Source organism: Ferrimonas futtsuensis DSM 18154, assembly GCF_000422645.1.
In the GTDB taxonomy this organism is placed as follows: domain Bacteria; phylum Pseudomonadota; class Gammaproteobacteria; order Enterobacterales; family Shewanellaceae; genus Ferrimonas; species Ferrimonas futtsuensis.
In genome coordinates, this window is record NZ_AUGL01000001.1 from 87,925 (window position 1) to 112,849 (window position 24,925).

25 protein-coding genes are annotated in these 24,925 nt (G+C 60.1%); all 25 read right to left on the reverse strand.

The window, feature by feature from the left end; translation table 11 throughout:
• Positions 1-4: 4 nt before the first annotated feature.
• Complete coding sequence (locus G505_RS0100415) at positions 5-3,910, reverse strand: YhdP family protein (protein ID WP_028107790.1); 3,906 nt, start codon at positions 3,908-3,910, stop codon at positions 5-7.
• Positions 3,907-5,379, reverse strand: a complete 1,473-nt coding sequence (rng, locus tag G505_RS0100420) for a ribonuclease G (RefSeq protein ID WP_028107791.1) — start codon at positions 5,377-5,379, stop codon at positions 3,907-3,909. The genes G505_RS0100415 and rng overlap by 4 nt, the downstream gene beginning before the upstream one ends.
• A gap of 33 nt (positions 5,380-5,412) precedes the next feature.
• On the reverse strand, positions 5,413-5,976 hold the full coding sequence (locus tag G505_RS0100425; RefSeq protein WP_035384930.1) for a Maf family protein: 564 nt from the start codon (positions 5,974-5,976) through the stop codon (positions 5,413-5,415).
• Between the two features lie 2 nt (positions 5,977-5,978).
• The gene (mreD, locus tag G505_RS0100430; RefSeq protein WP_028107793.1) at positions 5,979-6,461 is read right to left on the reverse strand and encodes a rod shape-determining protein MreD; all 483 of its coding nucleotides are present in this window, start codon (positions 6,459-6,461) and stop codon (positions 5,979-5,981) included.
• Positions 6,454-7,302 (reverse strand): rod shape-determining protein MreC, encoded by an 849-nt coding sequence (mreC, locus tag G505_RS20115; RefSeq protein WP_035384931.1) that lies wholly within the window; start codon positions 7,300-7,302, stop codon positions 6,454-6,456. The genes mreD and mreC overlap by 8 nt, the downstream gene beginning before the upstream one ends.
• An 18-nt stretch (positions 7,303-7,320) precedes the next feature.
• Positions 7,321-8,361: a rod shape-determining protein gene (locus G505_RS0100440; protein WP_028107794.1), complete on the reverse strand. Its 1,041-nt coding sequence runs from the start codon at positions 8,359-8,361 to the stop codon at positions 7,321-7,323.
• Between the two features lie 204 nt (positions 8,362-8,565).
• Positions 8,566-11,283 carry a DUF6701 domain-containing protein gene (locus G505_RS0100445; RefSeq protein WP_157508929.1) on the reverse strand — a complete coding sequence of 906 codons (2,718 nt, stop codon included), beginning with the start codon at positions 11,281-11,283 and terminating at the stop codon, positions 8,566-8,568.
• 12 nt (positions 11,284-11,295) lie between these two features.
• Positions 11,296-11,727: a hypothetical protein gene (locus tag G505_RS22205; RefSeq protein WP_051215758.1), complete on the reverse strand. Its 432-nt coding sequence runs from the start codon at positions 11,725-11,727 to the stop codon at positions 11,296-11,298.
• Positions 11,717-12,076 carry a hypothetical protein gene (locus tag G505_RS0100455; RefSeq protein ID WP_028107796.1) on the reverse strand — a complete coding sequence of 120 codons (360 nt, stop codon included), beginning with the start codon at positions 12,074-12,076 and terminating at the stop codon, positions 11,717-11,719. The genes G505_RS22205 and G505_RS0100455 overlap by 11 nt, the downstream gene beginning before the upstream one ends.
• Complete coding sequence (locus G505_RS20125) at positions 12,073-12,435, reverse strand: PulJ/GspJ family protein (RefSeq protein ID WP_028107797.1); 363 nt, start codon at positions 12,433-12,435, stop codon at positions 12,073-12,075. The genes G505_RS0100455 and G505_RS20125 overlap by 4 nt, the downstream gene beginning before the upstream one ends.
• Positions 12,435-12,923 (reverse strand): type II secretion system protein, encoded by a 489-nt coding sequence (locus G505_RS20130; protein ID WP_051215759.1) that lies wholly within the window; start codon positions 12,921-12,923, stop codon positions 12,435-12,437. The genes G505_RS20125 and G505_RS20130 overlap by 1 nt, the downstream gene beginning before the upstream one ends.
• A complete protein-coding gene (locus G505_RS0100470; protein WP_028107798.1) occupies positions 12,913-13,392 on the reverse strand; it encodes a pilus assembly FimT family protein in 480 nt (159 codons plus the stop codon). The genes G505_RS20130 and G505_RS0100470 overlap by 11 nt, the downstream gene beginning before the upstream one ends.
• Positions 13,393-13,411: 19 nt before the next feature.
• The gene (locus G505_RS23410) at positions 13,412-13,885 is read right to left on the reverse strand and encodes a prepilin-type N-terminal cleavage/methylation domain-containing protein (RefSeq protein ID WP_028107799.1); all 474 of its coding nucleotides are present in this window, start codon (positions 13,883-13,885) and stop codon (positions 13,412-13,414) included.
• Between the two features lie 92 nt (positions 13,886-13,977).
• The gene (locus tag G505_RS23415; protein ID WP_035384932.1) at positions 13,978-14,484 is read right to left on the reverse strand and encodes a type II secretion system protein; all 507 of its coding nucleotides are present in this window, start codon (positions 14,482-14,484) and stop codon (positions 13,978-13,980) included.
• Between the two features lie 31 nt (positions 14,485-14,515).
• Positions 14,516-15,112 carry a prepilin-type N-terminal cleavage/methylation domain-containing protein gene (locus G505_RS0100485; protein WP_028107801.1) on the reverse strand — a complete coding sequence of 199 codons (597 nt, stop codon included), beginning with the start codon at positions 15,110-15,112 and terminating at the stop codon, positions 14,516-14,518.
• 99 nt (positions 15,113-15,211) lie between these two features.
• On the reverse strand, positions 15,212-15,688 hold the full coding sequence (locus G505_RS0100490) for a hypothetical protein (protein ID WP_028107802.1): 477 nt from the start codon (positions 15,686-15,688) through the stop codon (positions 15,212-15,214).
• A complete protein-coding gene (locus G505_RS0100495) occupies positions 15,688-16,908 on the reverse strand; it encodes a type II secretion system F family protein (RefSeq protein WP_028107803.1) in 1,221 nt (406 codons plus the stop codon). Before G505_RS0100495 ends, G505_RS0100490 begins: the two co-directional genes overlap by 1 nt.
• Before the next feature lies 1 nt (position 16,909).
• Positions 16,910-18,664, reverse strand: coding sequence for a GspE/PulE family protein (locus G505_RS0100500; protein ID WP_028107804.1), 1,755 nt, complete (start codon positions 18,662-18,664; stop codon positions 16,910-16,912).
• Complete coding sequence (locus G505_RS0100505; RefSeq protein ID WP_035384933.1) at positions 18,661-19,863, reverse strand: tetratricopeptide repeat protein; 1,203 nt, start codon at positions 19,861-19,863, stop codon at positions 18,661-18,663. Before G505_RS0100505 ends, G505_RS0100500 begins: the two co-directional genes overlap by 4 nt.
• Positions 19,860-20,777 (reverse strand): ExeA family protein, encoded by a 918-nt coding sequence (locus G505_RS20135; RefSeq protein WP_035384934.1) that lies wholly within the window; start codon positions 20,775-20,777, stop codon positions 19,860-19,862. Before G505_RS20135 ends, G505_RS0100505 begins: the two co-directional genes overlap by 4 nt.
• Positions 20,778-20,781: 4 nt before the next feature.
• Positions 20,782-22,443: a pilus (MSHA type) biogenesis protein MshL gene (gene mshL / locus G505_RS0100520; protein ID WP_028107807.1), complete on the reverse strand. Its 1,662-nt coding sequence runs from the start codon at positions 22,441-22,443 to the stop codon at positions 20,782-20,784.
• A gap of 17 nt (positions 22,444-22,460) precedes the next feature.
• A complete protein-coding gene (locus tag G505_RS20140) occupies positions 22,461-22,778 on the reverse strand; it encodes a hypothetical protein (protein ID WP_157508931.1) in 318 nt (105 codons plus the stop codon).
• Positions 22,729-23,400, reverse strand: a complete 672-nt coding sequence (gene gspM, locus G505_RS0100530; RefSeq protein ID WP_028107808.1) for a type II secretion system protein GspM — start codon at positions 23,398-23,400, stop codon at positions 22,729-22,731. The genes G505_RS20140 and gspM overlap by 50 nt, the downstream gene beginning before the upstream one ends.
• A complete protein-coding gene (locus tag G505_RS0100535; protein ID WP_028107809.1) occupies positions 23,397-23,999 on the reverse strand; it encodes a PilN domain-containing protein in 603 nt (200 codons plus the stop codon). The genes gspM and G505_RS0100535 overlap by 4 nt, the downstream gene beginning before the upstream one ends.
• Positions 23,989-24,714: a type IV pilus biogenesis protein PilM gene (locus G505_RS0100540; protein ID WP_028107810.1), complete on the reverse strand. Its 726-nt coding sequence runs from the start codon at positions 24,712-24,714 to the stop codon at positions 23,989-23,991. The genes G505_RS0100535 and G505_RS0100540 overlap by 11 nt, the downstream gene beginning before the upstream one ends.
• Positions 24,715-24,925 lie beyond the last annotated feature (211 nt).

The following is a 24,925-nucleotide window of genomic DNA, read 5'->3' on the forward strand; positions in this document are numbered from 1 at the left end:
TCTCCTACTGGCCTACCGTGCGGCTCTCACCTTCAGGCAAGGGCTCCGGCAGGGCTTCCATGTAATCGGGTGCCTGGGTATTGGGCGTCACCTGAGACTGGGGCTCGGGCTGCGGCTCCTCTTCGATGAGGCGGATCTCCCGCTTGTCCCGTTCCAGCTCCTCCAGAACCGGGTCATCAAAGGTACCGGTAAGTTTATAGTTTAGCTGGGTAATCACCTCAATCACCGGCTCCAGGATCTTGGATACCGCAAAGGCGCCGACCCCGACGGTGAGCGAGGCGCCGGACATCAGGGCCACGGCGGGGACACTGGCGGTCAGGGCGGGGGAGAAGGTGATGCGGTAATCCAGCTCCCGGTTCACCAGATTGGAGCTGCCACGAATCTTCATGACCCCCGCATCCCCATCCAGCTCGGTGTCCTGGGTGCTGGCCAGCCCATTGTCGAACTCGATGGACCCATCGAAGCTGGTGTAGTAAAAGCCTTTGCCGAATACGTCGGTAAAGTCCAGCGACAGCTTCCTCAACAGGGAGTCCAGGCTGAACATGGAGAGAATTCTGGCTCCCTTATCGGACACCTGCGACAGATGCCCCTTGCCGAAGGCGAACTCGAGGTCGCCGTCCAGGCTGGGCATATCCATGGACCAGGGGGCATCCTGCCAGCTCACGTCGAACCGGGCGTCCAGGGTGGACTCCTCCACCCCGAGGGGCTGGCCTATGACCGAACTCATCTTGCCGAAATCCTCGCTTTCCAGCGAACCGGTGAGATCAAAGCGGGTCAGCTCACCTTGTGGTTGCCAGAAGCCCTCGGCCTGAAGCTGATATTCGGGTCGTGACAGCATCAGCTCCTGCACCCGGTAGCCCCCGGCTTCATGGACAGTGGCAAGCGTCAGTTCACCCAGGTCCAGCTCGCGGATATGAAAACTGCCCACCTTGGCCTGCACTGCCGGCATCTGGGCGATGAGGGAGGCCGCTTCAGGCTCGCCGGGCCCCGCTTTGCTGTCCCACTCCATCTGCAAACGGTCCGCCTCGATGCGCAGGCCGTCCTGTTGCCAGTCTCGGCCGATGAGGATATCCCCTCGCATCTGATCCGCCTCAGCCCTGAAGCGCCAACCCTGCTCCTCCGGCCACCCCTCCAGCAGCGTCTGATCGAAATGCAGCCCGAAAATATCCAGACGGGAGAGGGAGCCACTCACCCGGGTCAGGGGAGGCACCACCCCCTGAGACCCGTCACCCGTGGTGGTCACAAAACCGGTGATCAGGGGCAGCCACTCCTGCAGCTTGACCTGGGACATCGCCAGGTCGATGGCACCCGAGCCCACCCCAATCAGGCTTGGGCGTTTGCCGATGGCCAGCTGATATCTGGGCCAGTGGAACCCCATGCTGTCCACTTCAAACTCCGCCAGATAACCGACCCGTACTCCCTGAGTCGCCATCAGGCGGGCCCCAGTCTGATCGCCGTTGACCTCGAGCACGGTGCGGATCGGTGTGGAGGCACTCTTGCCCACCGGGGCAGGCAAGTCCACCTCCAGCCCTTCCAGGTTGGTCTCCACCTTGGCCTGATAGGCGTACGCCCCGTCCTGGCGGAAATTCATCTCCAGTTTGCCCTGCCAGTGAGCATCGCCGTCGAGGTGTTCAAACAGGGGGAAGCTCTGCCCTGTCGGGATGTTGTCCGTGTGCCAGCGGCCACTGAGATCCACCTGGGCACGGTAGACATCACCATCGTTGCCGGTATCCACCTTAAGAGTCAGAGGCTGATTGAAGATCTGTGCCTGCAAGCCTTCCGAGGTGACCTTGTCCGAGTCAAAGCTCAACTCGCCACGAACCGAAGAGAGCTCGGTGGAGAGGGCGCGAATATGGATGGGATTGTCCCACAGGGCGACCCGGCCCAGAATGCTGGGCGACTGGTCCGAGACGGCATTGCCCAGAGGGAAGGTGAGGTCCAGGCTGGTGGCCACATCACCCCCGATCTGCAGCTCCTTGAGGGTGGTGCCAACAGTGCTGCCCAGAGAGGATTTGGCCATCAGCTCGCTGGCTGCGGCGGCATCGGTTCGCACCGAGGCGGCCACGGTCAGGGTGGCGCTGCGGTTCAGGGCAGGAATAAACACATGGGCATTTTCCACCGGCACCCTGTCCAGCAGCCCCTGGCGCAGCCAGATGTCCATGCGCATGTTTTCAAACAGGGCATCCAGAGTGATGTCGGTGACCGCAGGCCAGGACTCGAGAAACTGGAACTGGCCCTGCTGCATGGTAAAGCCCGCCTGGAACACCCCTTCGCCGCCCGCGTAGGGGTAGTCGGCAAAGTCGCCATGCCAGAGGATCTGCGCGTCATCGGTGTGCCCCCCCTGAATCGCCGCCGCCAGGTAGTCGGACAGCCCCTCACCCATGGCTTTACGGGGAAACAGCTTGTCTGCCTCGGCCATCTGCTTCAGCCCGGCATTGCCGTAGAGTTGCAGCCGAACCGGCTGATCAACGGGCAGCAACAGAGCCGCCTCGAGATCCGCCTGGAGAATGTCGCCATCGAGGCGCAGGTTGTCTGTGGTGACGGCCCAGCCATCCTCATGGGTTACAAAGAGATCGCCGCTGAGCTCGGAGAACTTGACCGTATGGCTGAACTGCCAGGGCCAGTACAGTGCCGCTTTCTGGCTGGGCAGGTGCAGATGCCCCTGGGCGCCGCTCCAGGTCACCCGGCCATTGACGCCGGCAACCCCCGGCACCTTGCCACTCATGTCCCAGCCCAGATCGGCCAGATCGGCGGCCAGGGCCCATTGGCCATCCCGCCGCTGGGCGCGGATCTGTTGAATCTCACCGCGGCCATTGGCGGCCAGCATGTCAGACAGGGCTCGCCTCTTGATCCCGGGGATCACCCCGAGCAGGGGCTTGAGCTTATCCAGCTGCAGCCCACTTAACCAAAGGCTGAGATCCCCCTGGCCGTGGCGTAGGGCAAAATGGGTCGGCTGCCAGGGTTGTCCATTGCTCTGCAGCTGCAGATCCTGGCTGGCCAGCAGGCCCCCAGCTTCCGTGGGCGACCACACCAGTCGGCCGCCGCTGATGGCCATCCGCTGGGGTTCCGGCTGTTGCCAGCTGAAGTCACTCTCACCGAACTCCACCTGGCCGCGGCGCAGGCCGTGCTCATCGAAGGTCACCCAGGACTCCATGTTCAGCACCCCGGAGAACTGACGACTGTCACTGCCCATCTGCCGAGCCAGCCAGTCGCCGATATCCAGTTGCGCCGCCTGCACATAGCCGCGACCGAACAGTTCATCCTGGTCGCTGCGCAGCTCCAGGGCCAGTCTCAGGGTTTCATCCTGGTTGCTGTCACTGTCCAGGTAGAGGCGGCCCTCACCCAGGTGACGGTTGCCCTGGTTACGCCACTGCAGGTTGGCGATATGAATGGGCTCCCCCTCCTGCTCGGACAGGGGAAGGTAAATCCGGGCATCTTCCAGGTTCAGCTGGCGCAGACCGTGGAGGAAGGTGCGCTTGAAAGCATCGATGGCGCCGCCGGAACCGGAGCCGCTGCCGGTATTGAGCTGGCCCAACAGGCGCACCTCAACCCCGGAAAAGCTGACCTGGTCGAAGCGCAGATCCAGGTCGGTCAGCGACGCCCAGAAGTCCAGCTGGGCCACCGCCTCCTCGACCCTCACGTCCAGGTCGAGATCTTCCTGGGCGGGCAGATGAAAGTTCTGAATAACCAGCTGAGGTCCCTTGGGTTTCCAGCTGGCCCCCAGGCGGCCGAACTCCAGTTCCAGACCACTCTGGGCACTCAGCTGGGCAGTCAGTTCATCCCGGATGGCGTCCAGCTCAGGCAGCAGGGTACGCACCGCCGCCACCGTGAGTGCAAACAGCACGATCAGGGTTGCAGCGGTGTACCAACAGAAGCTCAGCAGTCGCCGGAATCCGGGGCCCAGGGTCACATCATCACCACGTCGAACTTATCTTGGGCATAGAGGGGTTCGGGCTGTAGACGGATGCGTTTGCCGATAAAGACTTCAAGTTCAGCCAGGCTGTGAGCCTCATCGCCAATCAGGGCATCGTGTACCGCCGGCGCGACGTAGACGGAAAACTCATCGGCGTCATACTGACGGTCCACCCGGATGATCTCCCGGAACATCTCGTAGCAGACGGTCTCCACCGTTTTCAGGGTACCGGTGCCCTTACACACCGGGCATTCGCCACACAGCACATGCTCCAGGCTTTCCCGGGTGCGCTTGCGGGTGACCTCCACCAGGCCCAGGCGGGAGAAGCCGCTGACACTGGTCTTCACCCTGTCCACAGCCAGGGCGGCCTCCAGGGTACTCAGGACCCGGTTACGATGCTCTTCCGACGTCATGTCGATAAAATCGATGATGATGATCCCACCCAGGTTGCGCAGGCGCAGCTGGTGGGCAATGGCTCGGGTCGCTTCCAAGTTGGTGTTGAAGATGGTCTCTTCCAGGTTGCGGTGGCCCACGAAAGCGCCGGTGTTGATGTCGATGGTGGTCATCGCCTCGGTCTGGTCGATGATCAGGTAGCCACCGTTTTTCAGCTCCACCTTGCGCTCCAACGCCCGCTGGATCTCGTTCTCCACATCGTAGAGATCGAACAGGGGAGAGGGGCCGGTAAAGTGCTCCAGAACCGGCGCCACATCGGGCACGAACTCCTGGGCAAACTCACTGAGCTCCTTGATGGCAGTGCGGGAGTCCACCTGCACCCGCTCAATGTTGCAGATCGCCAGATCCCTCAGCAGGCGTCTGGGCAGAGTCAGATCCTCATACAGGGGGATCACCTTGCCGCCGGGACGCTGAAGGCGCTCACTGACCTTGCGCCAGACCCGGCGCAGGAAGGCGGCGTCATGGGCCAGCTCCTTCTCACAGGCGCCTTCGGCGGCGGTACGGATGATGAAGCCACCGTCGGTGTCCACAAACTGGCCCACCAGCTTCTTCAGACGCTCCCGCTCCTCCTCAGACTCAATGCGCTGAGACACACCCACGTGGGCGGCACCGGGCATGAACACCAGATAGCGGGAGGGAAGGGTAATGTCCGTGGTCAGCCGGGCGCCTTTGGTCCCCAGCGGATCCTTGGTCACCTGGACGGTGATGTCCTGGCCCGGGCGCACCAGAGAGGCGATGTCCTGAGCCTGAAACTGCTTCTGCTCAGGTTCCGCCACACATTCGGTGTGGGGAATGATGTCGGAGGCGTGAAGAAATGCCGCCTTCTCGTGGCCGATGTCCACAAACGCCGCCTGCATGCCAGGCAGCACCCGGGTCACCTTGCCGCGATAGATGTTGCCCACGATCCCCAGTCGGCCACGCCGCTCGACGTGCACCTCCTGAAGTTGGCCGCGTTCCAGCAGTGCCACCCGATTCTCGGTGGGGGTGACGTTGATCAGTAGTTCGGTACCGATGACTGATGAGGGATGCACCTGACCTCCAAGTTTTTAAAAACGGGATAAGAGTTCTCGGGTCTCTACCAAGGGTAGGCCCACCACGGCAGAGTAGCTGCCGTTTATCGCCTTCACATAGGCGCCGCCCAGTCCCTGGATACCATAGCTGCCCGCCTTGTCCATGGGCTCACCGCTGGCTACATAGTCGCGAACCTGTTCCTGGGTCATGGCGCTGAAACTGACCTGAGTGGTCACCAGGGTCTGCTCCAGCCGTTCACCCTGCACCAGAGCCACGGCGGTCATCACCTGATGACTGCGCCCCTGCAGCGCCGCCAGGGTATCGATGGCATCCGCCTGATCCACAGGCTTACCCAGAATCCGGCCGTCGAGCACCACCACGGTGTCGGATCCCAGCACGGGACGGCTGCCATCGGTCAGGGCTTCGCCCGCGCGGGCTTTCTCCCTGGCCAGACGGGCCACATAATCAGTTGGACTCTCCCCGGCTCGCGGGGTTTCATCGATCTCCGGGCTGACACATTCAAAGTGACAGCCCAGCTGTCCCAGCAACTCTCTCCGACGCGGAGAGGAGGAAGCCAGGAAGCAGTTTGGCAGGATCATGACTATTTAACCTTGTAGTGACGGCGGGTACGCCTGAGCAACCAGAAGACCCAGGGCCACAGCAGCGGGGTAATCACCACTGGCTTCAGGTATTCCCAGGAGAGTTGAACACCGCTATGCAGATATTCTGCCCAGAATACCAGAAGATGGCTGAGCAGGCTCAGCATGGCGATGACGCTCATCTGCTGCAGCCAGGCAAAGTGACGCAGCTTCTGGTATTGCAGCACCACCAGATAGATCACCACCGACAGCGCCAGCGAGCGCACCCCCAGGGTGGCCCCCAGCAGCACGTCCAGCAGCAGGCCAACCACAAAGGCGGTCAGGATGCCCGCCCGGTGGGGCAGCGCCAGGGTCCAGTAGGCCAGTACCAGCATCACCCAGTCCGGGCGCCAGTCCGCCACCAGCTGAGGCAGGGGCATGATCTGCAGGAACAGGGCAATCAGGATGCTGATCCAGATGATGCCGTAACGCCGTGGCTTATCCATCTGTGTTCTCCTGAGGCGTATTGCCCTGTACTTCGTTCTGCCACAGCAGCAGCAGATAACGGATTCGTTCCAGGTGGGCCACGGGCTCGGCACTGATCTGGGCCCAGGTCATCCCTTCATCCCGAACCACCTGGGTCACGGTGGCCACCGGGTAACCTTCGGGGAAGCGCTGTCCCAAGCCGGAGGAGATCAACAGATCACCCACCCGGACGTCGGTGCTCATGGGCACATTGGCCAGCTCCAGCTGGTTGAGTTTGCCGCTGCCGTGGGCCACCGCACGCACGTCGTTGCGGGCCACCCGCACCGGAATGGCGTGGGTAAAGTCGGCGATCAGCAGTACCCGGGCCGTCGTCTGGGCCACCTCGGTGACCTGCCCCACCACGCCGGAGTCGTCCAGCACAGGCTGGCCAACATACACCCCTTCGTTGAGCCCCTTGTCGATGAGCACCTGGCTCTTGAAGGGATCACGATCCACAAACATCACCTCGGCCACCATGCGGCGGGCATCTTTGCGGGTGGGGGATTGCAGCAGGGCACGCAGGCGGGCGTTCTCCTCCTGGAGGTTGGCCATCTTCAGCAGCTGCTCACTCATCAGCAACTGACGCTGCTGCAGGCGATCGTTCTCCTTGAGGAGCTCTGCCCGGGTAGACAGGTTGGTGGAGAGCTCATCCAGCACCAGGGCGGGCAGATTTGCCAGGTACTGCAGCGGGCTGACCAGGGTTGCCATGGCAGAGCGCAGGGGCAACAACCGGTCGTTGGCCAAAATCAGGGCGAGAGAAAGCAATACCGCCATGAACAGGCGGTATTGCGGAGACGCACCTTGGATAAAGAAGGGTTTCATTCAGCGGTGATCCGCCAATTACTCTTCGGCGAAGATGTCACCGCCGTGGACGTCGATCATCTCCAGGGCTTTACCACCACCCAGGGCCACACAGGTCAGAGGCTCATCGGCGATCACCACTGGGATGCCGGTCTCCTCCTGCAGCAGGTGGTCCAGGTCACGCAGCATGGCGCCACCGCCGGTGAGCACCATACCGCGCTCGGAGATGTCGGAAGCCAGTTCTGGCGGAGACTGCTCGAGGGCGGTCATCACGGCGCTGACAATGCCGGACAGAGGCTCCTGCAGGGCTTCCAGAATTTCGTTACTGTTCAGGGTGAAACTGCGTGGCACACCCTCGGCCAGATTGCGACCGCGTACTTCGATTTCGCGAACCTCATCACCCGGGTAGGCGGAACCGATCTCGTGCTTGATCCGCTCGGCAGTGGCTTCACCAATCAGGCTGCCGTAGTTACGGCGCACGTAGTTGATGATCGCCTCATCGAACTTGTCACCACCCACACGGGCAGACGCAGAGTACACCACACCGTTCAGGGAGATGATCGCCACCTCGGTAGTACCACCACCGATGTCCACCACCATGGAACCCGTGGCTTCGGATACGGGCAGGCCAGCACCGATGGCTGCCGCCATGGGCTCATCAATCAGGTAGACTTCGCGGGCACCGGCACCCAGGGCAGATTCGCGGATGGCTCGACGCTCAACCTGGGTGGAACCGCAAGGAACGCAGATCAGCACCCGAGGGCTTGGGCGGAACAGACCGCTGTCATGCACCTGCTTGATGAAGTACTGCAGCATCTTCTCACACACCATAAAGTCGGCGATCACACCGTCTTTCATGGGGCGAATTGCCTTGATGTTGCCTGGGGTACGCCCCAGCATACGCTTAGCTGCACTACCAACGGCTGCAACGCTCTTGGCGTTGGGTCCCTCCTGGCGAATGGCCACTACGGATGGCTCATCCAGGACGATTCCCTGATCTTTTACGTAGATCAGCGTGTTGGCGGTACCTAAATCGATAGATAGGTCGTTGGAGAAAACTCCACGAAGCTTTTTGAACATGTACCAGCCCTGTATGCGAAACGGTAAGAAATGCGAAAATCAGCTAACTTTACCAACGCCCCGACCAATCCACAACCCGCTTTACCACTGGGGTTACTGGTTCTTTCACAGTGTCGAAAAAACGACTTGCTCCAATTTTCCGACACCAAGGTTCTGTCGCGGCTTAAAAAGCGCCTTTTTGATAGGTTAAGTTTCTCAGAATCCTCAGAACAGCTCTCGGCGGTAGATCACCTTATCGTGACCGCGATACCGTCCCAGGGTCACCTCTGCGCTGGGATTCTGCAGCACAGAGGGATGATCCTTGTCCCAATACCACTGCAGCCAGGTTGGCGCCATCGAGGCCGCCTCCGGGAAGGTGCAACCGGCCTGGCTGGCAAAGGGGTGTTCCAGATGGTACTCCAGGGACAGCGGCGGCTTGGTCACCGTTCCGGTCCCGGCGATGGAGAGCGATTCGAAGACGCCCGACAGGGAGTACGCCTGGCCGGAAGTCGTCGGCAGTGGGTTCAAAGAACCGCTGAGGGTTACTCTGCCTGAGGTGGCGGGAGAGCCGCTGTCCAGGGCCCGTCCATCCCCATAGAAACCGGTATCCAGCAGGTTGGTGGCAAACTGCTGGCCGTTGAAGTACTCCAGGGTCAGGGGCATGCGCACCACCTGATTTTCACTGCCATAGGCACTGGCCAGCACGGCTCGGCCATATCGTAGCTGCGGGCCCTGGATGTATCCCAGGCTGGCACCGCCACTCTCAGTAGTAAAGGCGCTGCCCTGACAGTCTCCCCATTGCCCCAGGCACAGCTGATCGCCGCTGACGGTGAAGGACGAAGAGGGCAGACTCAATGTGGTCTGGCTGCCGGACGCCGTGGTCCCCAGGGGCGCAACCGGAGAAACCGGCCTGACAAAACTGATCCAGCTCTTGTTGACGCTGAAGCGGCGACTGCCATCGAGATCATTGGCGTCCGCCTCGGTTACGGCGATCCCCGAAGGCTCCTGCACCGTGACCGATGCGTTCTGGGTGCCATAGGCTCTGGAACTCATGGGGTTGGGCAGATTCCAGAACGCCGAATCGAAATTATTGGTGACGCTGCCGTCGATGGCATAGCCGGTCACCGTCAAAACAGGCATGGCGGTATAGGGCACTGGCTGCCCCAGGTAACTGAAACTGTTGCAGTAGGCACCCAGTATCGTGTTGGTGGTTTCGGCGCCCAGATAGGCCGGCGTCACCCGGCCAATGTTGGCCGAACTGATGCTGCTCTTGGCCAGCTGATGACCCAGATAGTCGATGTCGTTCTTGGGCACGAAGCGGAATACCCCCACCTCGTCCAGGATCCGGGCCACGGTGCCGCTGCCATCATTGCCAATCACCGCATTGCCGCTGGCATCCGCAGGCAGATCCGCGCTGTTCTGACCGCCGCTGGGCGCCACCAACTCCGGCTCCAGATCGATGCCACTGTGGCGGAAGTTGAGGGTCCCGGGGTTGTTACCAAAGTTGCCGTCGTCGTTGGCCACCCAGCAGTGGGCGGTCACGTCCACATCCACGCTGTTGCCCGCCTTCATCAGGGGGTTGCAGCTCTCGTCGCCCGCCGTGCACAGGGAATCGCCGGCAGTGATATGCAGCCCGGCTGGCAGCCAGTCAAGCTTGGATTCCCCGCTCAGGGTCACTCTACCCTGCCCTCGGCCCAGGGTAGCGGTGAGGTTAAGCCTGCCGGCCTCGTCATACTGGATTGGAATCGTGGCTTCGCCATTGTTATCAAAAGAGAGGCTCTGCGATTTGGTTTGCCCCTCCTTGAGCACCGCGCTGCCTACGGCGAGGGTTGCCTCAACCTGAGGCTGAGAGGGCTCAACATAGGCGAAGCTGAACGTCACCCGCTCACTGCTGGTAACCGGCAGGCACCGCCTGGGGTTGGCGGCATCGGTTTCCAGCAACGCCAGGTGCAGATCGTAGTCATTGCGACAAGCGGTCAAACCCGATTGCTTGGCATTGTTCAGTAAGACGCTCAGGTCAATGCCACTCTCCTTAAATTCGATGTTGCAGCTGCTGCCACCGCTGTCACTGAGACACAGATAACTCTGGCCCACGGCTCCGATGGTCACTGTGCCGGAGCTGGCCGCCCATAACTGCAGTCGATCGCCATGCCACACCTCGAGTGACTGGCCACTGGTTCCGCGAGTCAGGTTCTCCCAGGTCACCCCGCTGTCCGGGGACAGGCTGATCACCAGGGAGTTGGTGCTGTCGACGCTGGAGCAATCGGCGTTGCTGCACAGGTCAACACCAATCTCCGCCCCCTGACAGGTGATGGTACTGTCCGGGTGCTGAAAACGGGGAAACACGGAAATGGGCGGCACCACACCACCATCATTGGAGGTCCCTTCGCTGGGTTCACACCGATCCCAATCCGGATCCAGCGCACTGCCATCGGGCTTGGCACAAATATCGGTGAGACTGCCGTTTTTGAATACGTCGGTGGCGACGCTGTCCTCAACGCTCCAAATCTGCTTATTCTTGATGCTGTTGGCATTGTTTGATGATCGCACATAGTGCACGACAGCGTTATTGGAGCCTGTCGGGCTGGCCGGGGCAGTGACCATCACTTCGATGTGATTGGGGTGAAAGCTGAAGCCGTAAAACACCTTGAAAGTATTGGCCTGGCAGCTGTTATCTCCGCACCCCAAAGCGACTGAGGTTCCCTGACTTCCCGCACTGGCCCACTGGATCTGCCAGCCTGTGGAATCGGTGAGAGTCTCACGGAAAAACAGCTCGACATAGCCGCGATCCACATTGATCTCGTTGATCATCACCTTGAGGCTTTCAGTGGGGTGGGCGTCCATGTCGATGTAACTTCTGGATTTGGGCTTCGCGTCTGCCTGTGGCAGTGCGCACAGCAAGACCAGCAGAAGTATTGAGATTATCGCGCTCAACCGTGCCATAGCGATCCTCACCTAATCGAATGCCTGAGACTCGAAGGCACGGCTGACGGCCAGGCCCCCGGTCCCACAGTTGGCGTTGGAGCTGATGATGAAACGATTGCGCACATCGCCATCCAGGGTAAACGCGGTGTGAATGCAACTCACCTGCACCCGGCAGTTCCCCAGACCGGCGCCAGTCGGCAAGCCGGTGCCACCGCTCAAGGTTGCGCTGGCAGCAGCGCAGGCGGCATCTGCCGCCACCGCACCTCGATTGAGAACCTGAGCCAGCCCCCAATCCAGACCGGCCTGGCCGGCAGACCAGGTGCGGGTGCCATTGACCTCCAGCACCATCTGGTCATCCTGGCTGTCCAGCATCTGCACCAGGGTCACCCCCAGCATCAACATCACCACCACGATAAACAGGGCAATGATCAGGGTGGACCCACGCTGCTTGTCAGGGGACATTCTCAACCTGGACCTCCTGAGCAAAACGTTGGGACTGACCGGCCTCGGTCAGCCAGAATTGCAACTTAACCACATTATTCCGGGCAAGGCTGGGGGGAAGCAGGGTGAAGGGGCACTGCTCGTTGTCTCTGTCCGACAGATCACAGCCACCCAGATTATTGCCGAACCCTTCCCCCATCAGGCTGGTGGCGCCGTTTTCCGTCCGGCTGAGATTGCCGGTACTACTCAGGCAATAGCTGACGCTGTTGCCCGCCACAAAGAAGCGTTTGCCTACGGAGAAGTCCCCCTGAATCAGATCCCGATCCAGAGTCAGACTGCAGACTCCGCTGCTGCAACTCGACGCGGTCACCTGTGGCAGGCATTGCAGTGGGTTGCGGTGCAGCAAGGCAGGGCAAAAATGGAGACTTGGCGGGCATTGCTGTGCACCGGCGCCTCAATGAAATGGCCGCTGTCGATAATGGGGCGGAAGGTCACGCACTGACTGGTACCGCTGGCACCGACAGCCACACTGCCCGGCAACGCATCCCGAAGCTCCCGGGAGAGGCGCTGCAAGCCATAACGATACTGACTGATCGACTCCGACCAGGCCTGACTGTCGGCATAGATGCGTGTGGCATAGGTGACAAAGCTGGAGACGCCGATGGAGACGATGCTGAGCAGCAACATGGTGATCAACAGTTCCATCAGGGTGAAGCCGCGAACTCGCATCAGAAGTTCCCCCTCACCATCTGGAAGGGGTAACGGCTGCCATCCGGCGCAACGGCAGTAATAGCGATCACCTTGGCGCCACCAGACCAGTTGGTGCTGCCGACTGCGGCGGTGTTGCAGCTGACATCCACCTCCAAGCCGAAGCGCTCATAGGAACTGTTTCCCAACAGATCATCGGCACTGCCACGATAGCCATTGTAATCCTCCACAAAGGCCCAGGCCGTAGGGTCGTTGCCAGTGGTGACCTTGGTGCAGTTCAGGTTGGTGACTTGCCCGCCACCGTTGGGGGTGTTGCGGTCAAACTGCCGCCCCATCAACTCTCCCATCACCGCCTGCCCAAGCTGGGCGGCGCGGACCTGATAGAGACTCTGAGCCGCCCGCTCGGCCTGGGGAAACAGCAGGGTGGCCAGCATCACCAGGGCGATGGCCATCACCACCATGCCCACCACCATCTCCAACAGGGTAAATCCGCGGGTATTAGCAGCCATGGATGTACCCCTCGGATTCGATGCACACCTCAAGGGTTTCTGTTCCGGTGAGGGTCAGACGGCAGATGCCGCCGGTCAGGGTGCAGCCGGTCACTCTGCCCAAGTCATCCATCCCCAGGGTGAAGGTGGTACTGCCCGCCATATTCAGGCCGACGCCATCATTGAGGCAGACGCCATTGGTGATGGTATCCCCGGAATCGCATTGCTCCTGCCGGCTCTGCCGGGCGGGAGAGCCACAGGACGCAGGCAGCCAGAAGCCGCGAGGGGCCACGCTCAATTGGCAGTTTTGTCCGGCCAGGGAGAGTTGTTGCAGATAGGAGAGTTCTGAGAGGAGTTGGTCCTGGGCGGCGCGGACCGCAAACTGGTCTGCCCCCAGGAACCGGGTCATGGCGGCGACAGAAAGTATGGTGACCAGAAGGATAATGGTCACCAGCTCAATCAGGGTAAAACCGCGATTCTGTCGCCCCATAGGCTATGCCCTGACTGGATTAACAGCCGGTGCTTACAATAACGTAGCTAATTGCACCGTCATTATTGGTGTAGGTCAGCTTGCAGGTACCGTTTGCCGTGAAGCCGTCGGGCACAATAACAGCGGCTTTGTTGGTGGTATCTTCCCAGATACCCCATTCGGCGGTAGCCGCAGTGTCACCGTCCGCTAACTTGGCGCTACCAAACTCAGCCTCGACCGCATTATTCAGAGCGGCGTAGGTCGCATCGATATAACCCTTAGTCGTTGCCACAGCGCCTACATTACCACTGGTCTTCTCAATGCCATCGATGGCCGCCTTGGCGTAGATCAGGGAGTTGGCCCCCTGAACCGAGGCTTTCATCCCATCCAGAGTGGCTTTGCGGGCATCATTCTGCAGGTTGATGAACTTAGGTGCGGCGGTTACTGCCAGGATACCCAGCACAATGATCACCACCACCAGTTCAATCAGGGTAAAACCGGACTGTCGCTTCATAATCAGATCCCTAAAACATCAAAAGTCGTCGAGGCTGAACCTCGACGAGAGAGTATCACTGGGGAAACATAGCCTCCCCTCTGTCATTTTTATTAACAGCCGCCGTCTTCGAGAGTGTATTTGGCAGAAACACTGCTGGTGGCGGGCACATATTCCAGCTGGCAAGCCTTGGATTTATCCGCGCCGGTTACCACAGCTACGCCGTCTGGAGTGATGTAAACGGTGCCGCTGGTGGTACTGTCGTCCAGATCCCACTCATCACCGCTCAGTTCAGCGGCGGCCTGAATCTGATCCGCATCGGCGGCCACGGAACCGTATACCGGCGTAACCTTGGTGGCGGATCCAGAAACATCAATGTCGTCACAACCATCAGGCTTGGTAGCCGCAGCGCAGTTCTTATCCAGGTCACTGTTGATGGCGGCTTTAGAGTAGATCAACGCATTGGCACCTTGCAGCGTGCCCTTGGCACCTTGCAGGGTTGCCTGGCGGGCATCTTTTTGCAGATCGATAAACTTAGGCGCAGCGGTGACTGCCAGGATACCCAGAACGATGATCACCACCACCAATTCAATCAGGGTAAAACCACGTTGTGCGTTCATAATCTTAATTCCGTGCTAGTTACAACAAGTCTTAGTTGGAGAAGGTCACAACCTGGCCAGTACCAGGGTTGTATTTAAAGCCTTTTCCTTGGCTGCCATCGAAGCTGGCTGGCATGTTGGCGGTGTCCAGAGTGGCCAGTTGAACGTAGTAGCACTCGTCCAGACCGGTAATGTCGGTGCCACCGGGGATCACCAGACTGCCGCCGGTACCATCGCTCACATCCACTGCGTAGCGGGCATCGGCCAGTGCCGCGGCGCTCGCACTGCGCAATACGGCCGGAGGCGGGCTCTGCAGAACTTCATTGAAAACATTCAGGCAGCGGGTGGCGTTCATGCCGGTGGGCGCTTGCCCCTGCTGACCGGAGGGATAGCCGTAGGCGTTCACATTCACGTATTGGCCATCGAGGACCACTCGTCCCACGCTGGTGCCAGGGCGGCCCTCCACTTCCCACTGAGCACGGGTAATGCCCACGGCAGAGGCAAAACCGCCAGCCAGGCCTTCGGAGGCCGCATCTTCGGCCTGATCGGTGATGTCGATAAAACGAGGAAGCGCCACGGCCGCCAGCAGGCCCAGTACCACCACTACAATAACTAATTCAACCAGGGAGAAACCGGTCTGCTTCTTCATGTTACGCGTCCTTCTGTCGCTCAAGCTTAAAAACGTGATCCCAAACAAAGTGTACCCTTAGGGTACCCAAAACAAAATCTTATGTGTCGAAAGTGACGATTATTCGTCTTGCGACAACAAAATGACGCTGCCTGTCGCCGAATCATACCTTAGAAACGGCTGTGAGTGAAAACTGACCCAGCAACTCCTGCCATCGTTACGCAGGGTAATATTGCCATTGGACAGCTCCCTTCCCATCATCATGGACCACCAGTCAGCGCAATTACTGTCAGGGTCGGGCCAACCCCGGTCATTCATACGCACCCTCGCCTGAAGCGGTCCCGACTCACGTTCGGAGGCCGGAGCAACCCAAGAAATCTCTTTAGGCCTGCCCTGTTGCATCCAGCTAACCCGTGCCAGATTGAGGCTGGTCACCAGCCTACTTTGCATGATGTAGGCCAGGTTTCTGTCAATCTCAGGCTGTTTGTCGTTCCAGCCCCGCAGCAGCAGAAAGATCATCACCAACACCACCACCAGGGTGAGCAACCGGGAAAAATCGCGCTTTAAGCGCAATTCCACCCTCTGATGCAGATTCATCAGGTTCCGCCCTTGTAGGCACTGAACATGTCCCACATGGGCAGGTACACGCCCAGGGCCAGCACCATCACCATGGCCGCCACAATGATCAGCAGTATCGGCTCAATCCTGGCGGTCAAGGTCTTGAGATCGTAATCCACCTCACGCTCGTAGTATTCGGCGGCGTCATCCAGCAGCTCATCGATGCGCCCGGTCTCCTCCCCCACCGACAGCATCTGCAACACCAGAGGAGTAAACAGCTGGGAGTGTGCCGCCGTACGGGTAATGGACTCACCGCCCTCGATACCGCGTCGCATCTCGACGATGCGGTCGTGCATGAAGCGATTGTCCACCGCATCCGCCACCAGAGAGAGGGACTGGTTCACCGGCACCCCACCACGCAGCATCATCGACAGACTGCGGGCAAAACGGGACAGGGTCGCCCTGTCCAGAATGCTGCCGACAATGGGCATACGCAGCTTGAAGCGGTCGAAGGTCCAGCGCCCCTTATCCGTATTGAGCCACATGCGCCAGCCGACGCTGAGCCCAATCAGACCCAACAGCAACAGTGGCCAATAGTTCAGGAAAAACTCCGAGGTGCCGATCAATATTCGCGTCGGGAGGGGCAGGTCGGCACCAAACTTGGCAAACATCTTGGCGAACTCAGGGATCACGAAGATGTTGATCACCACCAGGGCGAGCACGATAAAAGCCAACACCAGGATGGGGTAACGCAAGGCGGCATTGATCCGTCGCTTGGTGTCCTGCTCCATCTCCAGGTGCAGAGAAAGTCGCTCAAACGCCTGATCCAGCTGACCGGTGTTTTCCCCCACGTGCACCATGGCCACATAGAGTTCACTGAACACATGGGGGTGTTGATTGAGTGCCGACGACAAGGCATAACCCGAGGTCAGCTGGCTGGCCACATCTTTGAGGGCTTCAGACAGCACCTTACAGTGGCTGGACTCCGCCAGGCCGGTAATGGCACGCAGCAATGGAATCCCGGAGCGGGTCAGAGACAGCATCTGCCGGGTGAACATCTGCAGATCCGCCATCTTCACCTTGCGGCGGAACAGCACCCTGAGGTCAATTCCCTGGGGTTCGCGCTTCACCTCAATCCGCAGAGGCACGATTGAGCGCCGCATCAGTTGATCGGCGGCGGCACTCTCATTGGCCGCTTCCAGCACCCCTTCCACCTGGGCACCACTGCTATCCCGCCCTTGATACCGGTAGTGCGCCATATCAGTCTCTCATCTCGTGGGCACGGTCTATCAGGGGTGAGGCCAGCTCACTGACATCCTCTGCCAGACGCATGGCATCCTCGATGCTGGTGATCCCCTGAGCGGCATACTCCAGAGCACTGTCCACCAGCGGGCGGAACTGACCGCTGGTGCGCACGGCGGCGGCGAATTCATCCGGGCTGCCCTTACGCAAGGCCTCCACCATCGGCTCATCCAGCTCCAGCATCTCGAACACACCGATACGGCCTCGATAGCCGGTATGGTTGCAGTACTGGCAGCCTCGTCCCTTGCGGTAACCCTGGGATTCGTGTGCCACATGGGGCTGGATATGACGCAACCAGGCCAGCTCTGAAGGCGGAAGTGTGTGCAGCTCGCCACAACGGGAACAGATTCGGCGCACCAGTCGCTGGGCGATGATCGCCCTCAGGGCACTGGCCACCAGGTAGGGCGCCGCCCCCATATCGATCAGTCTCAGGGTGGAGGTGATGGCATCGTTGGTGTGCAGGGTCGACAGCACCAGGTGACCGGTGATCGCCCCTCGCAGGCCGATCTCCGCGGTTTCCTGGTCTCGCATCTCACCCACCATGATGATGTCCGGGTCCTGACGCAAAGTGGTGCGCAGTACTTCGGAGAAACCCAGGCCGATCTTCTGGTTTACCTGCACCTGGTTCACCCGCGGCAGCCGGTACTCCACCGGATCCTCCACGGTGATGATCTTGGCGTTGGGCTTGTTCAGCTCATTCAGGGCCGCATACAGGGTAGTGGTTTTACCGGAACCGGTCGGCCCGGTCACCAGGATCATGCCATGGGGCCGGTTTATCTGATGACGCAGCCTGGCAATGATCTCCGCCGGCATCCCGGTCTGTTCCAACTCCAGCAGACCTGCAGACTGATCCAGCAGTCGCATCACCACCGACTCACCAAACTGCACCGGCATGGTGGACACCCGCACATCAAGCTGATGCTTGCCAACCTCGAAATGGAATCGGCCATCCTGGGGGATCCGCTTCTCGGAGATATCCAGGCTGGCCATCAGCTTGATCCGCAGCACCAGTGCACTGGAGATGCCATATTCGGTCAGGACGGTTTCCTGCAACTGACCATCCACCCGCTGACGAATCCTCAGCTCCTTGTCACCGGGCTCAATGTGAATATCCGATGCCCGGATGCGGATGGCGTCCTCGAAGATGGAGTTGAGCAGCCGCACCACGGTCGCTTCGTTGTCCGCATCCTGGGCCGTGATACTGGCCAGGTCGAACTCCTGCTCCTGCTGGTGCTCCTGCTGAAGCTCGCCGGCAATGGAGGCGATGCGATCCGTCTGGCGGTAGAGGCTGTCGATACCCTCGAACAGCTGGCCCTCGGTCACCAGGGCCAGCTCCACCATGCGGGGCGACAGCATGGGGACGATGGCATCGTAAGCGGCGAGGTCCGCCGGGTCGCTCATGGCCACCGTCGCCTTGGTGTTATCGGCGTCGATCACCAGGGCCCGGAAGCGACGGGCGTGCATCTCCGGGATCAGCTTGACCACATTGGGGTCCAGCCGGCGTTCACTGATGTCCACGAAGGGCACATTCATCTGCCGGGACAGGAAAGAGAGCAACTGCTCTTCACCGATGAACCCGAGATCGATCAGGGTACGTCCCAGCTTGCGGCCACCACTGCGCTGGGCGGTCAGCGCCTGAGTCAGCTGCTCTTCGGTAATGATCTGCTGACTGACCAGCAGATCACCCAAACGCTGTTTTAACTGAGGTTTCATCCTGCGTCTCCAAGCTGTTGCAAGCGCTGCTCGATGTATCTTCTGGCGCTGTCCGACAAAGAGCGGGTAGACAACGCCTGGCGATAGGCGGAGGCCGCCTCGCCATAATTTCCAAGCCGGTCCAGGCTGTGGGCAAGGCCCAGCCACCAGCGTCCCTGTTGGGGATCGGCATTGGCCAGTCCCCGGTAATCACTGACTGCCAGGGTCAGCATCGACAGCTCCCTGGCCAGATCCGCCCGTCGGGCCATCATCGGCAGGGACAGGGGTTGTTGATTCAGTTGACCCAGCCACAAGGCAGCCTGCTCCCGGGCACCGGAGCCCAAAGCCACTTCGGCCGCGGTCAGGGCGTAGTCCGGCTCGGCTGGCCAGCGACGACTCGCCTCTGCCAGCATCACCAGGGCCTCCCCGGGGTCGGCGATGGCCAAACGTTGAGCCAGCAACACCCTGGCCTGGTGCAGAGACTCATCCAGCGCCAGGGCCTGACGCAGTGCATCGGTCCCCCCTTGCTCCTTGCCTTGCAGGTAGAGTGCCTGAGCCTGTTGCTCATGGGAGAGCTTGGCCGGAGCCACCACCATCACCTGAGGTTTGGCGTGAGGCTCTGTGCTCGGCGCAGGCTCTTCAGCCGTCAAAGGCGTTTGGGGCTCAGCGATCTCCTCCACCCTGGCCTCCTTAATAACAGCTACCGCCTCAATATCCGCAGTTCCGACCGTTTGGGCAGCAGCCAGATCCAGGGTCACCGGCTTCGATACCCCGGCAGGCTCAGTGAAGGGCGCCTCCGTCTTGGCGGCAGTCATCTTCGTCTCTTGAGGGTCATCGGCCAACTGTTCGGCCTGGCCCCTGGGCCTGGACTGCGCCTGAGGCAGTGCCTCGGACCTGGGCGACGCTTTAACGTCACCGACTGCGCCAATCGTGTCTGGCGCCTCGGCCGTCTCTGTGGCTTCACCGGGCAGAGAATCAGCTTGGCTCACGGCCACATCCGTTTGTGGCTGGACCGCTGGCGCCAACCGAGCCTGCAACCTCGGCCAGAGCCCCACCCAGATCACCAGAGTCAGCACCAGGCTGAGCAGCAGTATCAGCCACCAGCCACTGCGTTTGCTCTGCCCCTGTTGAGAGAGGGTCGCGCTGGCCAGGTTCGGCTGAAGTATTCTCTGACGTTGCTGCTGGTCCAGGTCTTTCAGCATCTTGTTGATGACGCTCATAGGGGCCCCTCCAGATAGAGGCTCAGCGCCAATCCTGTTCCCGCCAAAACCAACATGGTCAGCGACAGCACCATCAGCAGGTTCTCTCGCCACCAGGGAAGCAGAGTCTGAGCCGCTTCGGTGTCGGACACCGCCAAACGAACCATCTCATTGCTGACCTTGTCCCGCGCTCCGGCCCCATAGGCCAGCATCAGCGTTTTGTGGCAGAGCACATTCAGTAGCCGGGGAATGCCACTGGACGCCCGGTGCAACCAGGTCATCTGCTGCCAACTGAACAGGGGTTTACCCTGATATCCCGCAACGGCCAGCCGGTGCTCCACGTAGCCACAGCTCTCCTCCAGGGTCAGCCCCCGCAGCTTATAGCCGAAGGTGATCCGCTGTCGCAACTGACGGAACTTACTCTCCGCCAACCGCTGCTCCAATTCGGGCTGACCGAACAGCACCACTTGCAGCAATTTGGCGTATTCCGTTTCGAGATTGGTGAACAGACGCAGAGCCTCCAGGCTCTCATCGGGCAGCGCCTGGGCTTCATCCAGCAGCAGCACCACCCGCTTTCCCTGACCGGCCAGTTCCATCAGCCTGTGGCTGATCGCCTCGGTCAGGTGGTGTTGATCGCCCTTGGGAACGATGCCCAGCTCGGCGGCCACCGCCTGACGCAGTTCATCGGCTTTCAGGTAGGGATTGGGCAGGTAGGCAACCTGATACTGGTCGCCCAGCTCATTCAGCATCTTTCTGCACAACAGGGTTTTACCCGTGCCGACTTCGCCGGTCACCTTGATAAACCCCTCACCCGCCGCCAAAGCGGTGTGCAGAACCTGAAGCGCCTCCACATGGGGCGCTATCTGCATAAAGAACTGAGTGTTGGGCGTAAGGGAGAATGGCAACTCCCTTAAACCAAAGTGATACAGATACATAAACTCAGTTTGTTGGGTACCAGGTGTCGATCAGTGAACGAGACTGCTCCAGCTGCTGTTTCCAGGTGCCGCTCTCAATCACCGTAGGCTTGAGCAAAATCACCAGCTCGGTCTTGGATTCGCGCTGAGCGGTGTTGGTAAACAACATCCCCAGGCCAGGAATGTCGCCCAGCAGAGGCACCTTGGACTCGATGTCCTCTTTCAAGGTCTTCATCAAGCCGCCGATCACCACCACGTCGCCGCTGCTGGCGCGAATCAAGGTATCAGACTCGCGGATGTCACTCTGGGCCAGGGGCAGCTCCACCTGGTCACCCAATACGTTGATGGTCTTCACCTGCTCAGAGATGTCTGACACCGAAGGATGGACGTGCAGCAACACCTCACCCTCTTTGGAGATCTGCGGCGTCACATCCAGGGCGATGCCCGAGAAGAAGGGAGTCAGCTCGATCTCCGGGTTGTTGATGGCAGTATTGCCCGCCACCGTGGTGGTGCTGGAAATCTCGGTCACGAAGTACTCATCGGTGCCCACCTTGATCACCGCCTTCTGGTTGTTGGTGGCGGTCACCCTGGGGCTGGAGAGGGTATCCACATCGCCCTGGGTATCCAGCAGATTGATCACCGCATTGAAGTCGGAGTTGGAGAAGGTCAGGCTGGTAAGGTTGCCCAGCGCCTGAGTGACCTGGTTGCCAAACTCACCACCGGTGGTGCCACCGGACCAAACGTTGCTGGCGCCCTGTCCATCATCGAGCAGAGTCCACTGAATCCCCTGCTGGAAGCCGTCGTTCAGTCGCACTTCCAGAATGCGCGCCTCCAGAATCACCTGGCGTTGCATGTGTTCCTGAGCCTGTCCCAGGAACTCGCCCACCAGACGCAGCTCCTCCGGGTTGGCGCGAACCGTCACCAGACCCGCCTGAGGCAGCATCACCACGGAACGGCCCTGCCCGGAGCCCACCAGGGTGGTGACACTCTCTTTCAACTCGGTCCAGAAGTCGGTCTCACTGAGGGTCTCAATGCGGGTGCCATTGGCGCTCTGGTTGTTATTGGACTCCCCGTTACCACTGTCATTGGAGGAGTTGGAGTTGTTGTTGGAACTGTTGTTGGAGTTGTTGTTGCCGCTGTCGTTGTTGTTGTCATCGGTCAGGCGACCGGAATTCACACTGGTGACCGACAGGCCCGCACGCTTCATGTGCAGATAGTTCACCGCAAAGGTCTCGGAACGCATCCCAGTAGGAAAGACCTGCAACACCCGGCCGCTGCGGCGCACATCATAGCCGTAGATATCCTCGACGGTCTTCAGCACCTCGTCGATGGTGACCTGCTTCAGGTTCAGGGAGATGGTGCCCTGCACGCCGGGGTGCACCGCCACGCTGTAACGGCTGCCCTCCACCAGACTGGCGAAAAACACCTGGGCATCCACATCCTTGGCCGCCACATCCACCAGGGGCTGAGCCCGGCGGTTATCGGGCAAACGCGGCACCGCCAGTTCCCGGGCAACGTCCGTCGGCAGCGCCATGGGGGGGGCCACCTGGTTGCTCTTGGCTTGCTGCTCCTCCAGCGCCCTGTTCAGTGCCTGCTTGGAGTCCACCGGGTCCTGTCGGTCCTCCGGCAGAGACTGACAGCCGGCCAACAGCACGGCCGCCAGTGGCAGGCAACGAAGTAGGGTCATCGAATCCCTGATTTTTCTCATAGTTGGACACCTAGCTTGGGAAACAGCACCAGCTTGCGTCCATCCGCCAGCCAGACTGCATCTCGTTCAATTCTTTTTATTTTCGATCCCATCAGGGCGGCTCCCGTCTCGAAAGATTGACCACCTATGATGGCGACTCGCTTATCTTTGGACACCAGAATGGACTGCAACTGGCCATTGGACGCCACCGGCGCTGCCGCCTGAGGGGCCTGAGCCGCCCAGGTGGGCGGCTTAGTCGGATCCCTCAGGGACTCGGCCTGAATATCAGCGACCAGAGAAAAGCTCAAAGTCAGTGCGAGGACGCGTACCAACACGAATCAACTCCTTCTCAGTTCCGAGGGTGTAAATGTCCAGAGTCATCACCGCTATGGGGTAGGACTCCACCTGATAATCCACTTTCTGCCAGTAAAACTGCTGAGGCAGAGACTCCATTTTGCCCAATACCTTCATCAGGCTGAAGAACTCCCCTTTCAGCTTCAGGGTCAGACCATGCTGATACAGAGAACTGCCCGCCGCCAGAGGCTCGGAGGGGTTCGACACCAGCGACACCAGCTCCACCCCGGAAGCGCTGGTCAGCATCTGCGCCAATACCGAGGGCATCTGCTCCGGCAGAATCAGACCAATCACCCGGTCCCCCAGGGCCGCCTGTGCCTGCTCGATCTCCGAAGAGAGCGCCTGCAGCCTGGCGCGACTGGACTCGTTTACGTCCAGGGTCAGGCGATCATTAAGCTCAAGAACCTGGGCTTTAAACTGAGGCAATTGACTCTCCACCTGAGTCACCGAACTGCGCATCTGCTGCAGCTTCAGCCACATGGGTTCGGCCACCATCAAAAGCCCGATGGCCAGCACCATCACCTGCAGGGCACCAAAGACCAGCACCCGCTCCCGGGAGGTCAGGGACTCAAATTGTTGTCTCAACCGATCCAGCTGCTTCATGGCCTGGCCTCCTCGGTCTCAATTTCGTGCCCCACGGTAAAGGTCACCGGGCCGGTGTCATTACCGCTGATGTTGAACTGGCTCAGCGATCGGCCGCGCAGAGAGGGCTTCAGGCCAAGCTGCCCCAGCCACTGAGGCACTGCCGCCGGAGACTGGGCCAGCCCCTGCAGCAAGATGCCACTGTCGGAAACGCCAAAGCGCTGCAGCCACACCTGTTGATCACTGCTCTGGGCCAGGTCCCGCATCAGGTTGGAGAAACCAGGGTTGGCCATCACGCTGCGCCGATCCAGCTCAGCCGACAGCAGATCCATCGCCTCCAGTTGACGCTGGAGCAGGTCCACCTGCTGCAGCAGGTGCTGGTCCGGTTGCCGGGCCGACAGTTCGGCGGTCAGGGTTTTAATCTGCTCCTCCGTCTGGCTCTGCTGACTCTGGAGCGCCGTCAGTTTCGTCTGAGTCCGGCTGGTCTCATAGCTCAGCCATCCAGCCAGGGCGGACAAGCCGACAACAACCACCAGCGTGGCCACCAGCATGCGATTGAAGCTCAGCCGAAGCTCAATCGGCAGCAGGTCCTCTCGGAATAGGTTGACTCTATGCTTCATCCTGCACCTCCGGAGACTCCTCCAGGACAGCCGCAGCGATGCAATTCAGCACGTTCCGGTCTACGGTGGCAATGGACTCAACCGGCAGTTCAAACAGAGTCTGGATGCGGGGCTCAAGCCACTGCTGAAGCTCAACAGGCAGCAGCAGGGAGATGCTGGAGGGCATGGGCATTCTCAGCTGACGATCCAGGTAATCCAGCGAACGTTGCAGCTCCAGCGTCAGAGAGTCAAATTGCATCTGCCGGGTCATCTCGTCCTGCTCTTCGGCAAACACCACCCCGCTGATAAGACGCTGCAGCACAAACTCGCCGCCGACGGAGACCAACAGGCTCAGCTGGTTTTCCCGAAGCTGGCACAGCATCAGATGGGGGCGCTCATCCTTGGGCATCAGATTGGTCAGGGCGATCTCTTCGATGGTGATCAGCTCAATCTTCACCTTGAAGCTGTTGAGCAACGTCAACAGAGGCTGGATCTTGCGCCGGTCCGCCACCACCACCTGCAGCTTTTTCGGGCCGGCAGGCTGAACTTTCAGCTCGAAGTAATCGATCTGCTGATGCTCAAGGGGGATGGCAGAGAGATCTTTCACCGACCAGGTGAGGGCGGCGACCAGCTCGGACTCATTCACATTGGGACGGTCGACGGTGATCACTTCGTAGCAGTCAGAAGAGAGCAGTAAACGGAACGTTTTCTGGCCTTTAGGCAACTGATTCAGCAAAGATCGCCACCCTTCGGCACTCTCAACAGACACGGGTGAAAGGCGCAGTTCCTTAGCGGCCAGATGGCACAGATTGCCTGATAAATATCCACCAATGTAAATCGGCTCTTGAGACCGATTGGAAAATATCCCCATAAACCCGCCAGTTGAAGATTATTTGAATTAGATTATTGAGCAGCGCTTTCAGTATAAATGCATATGCGGCAATAGT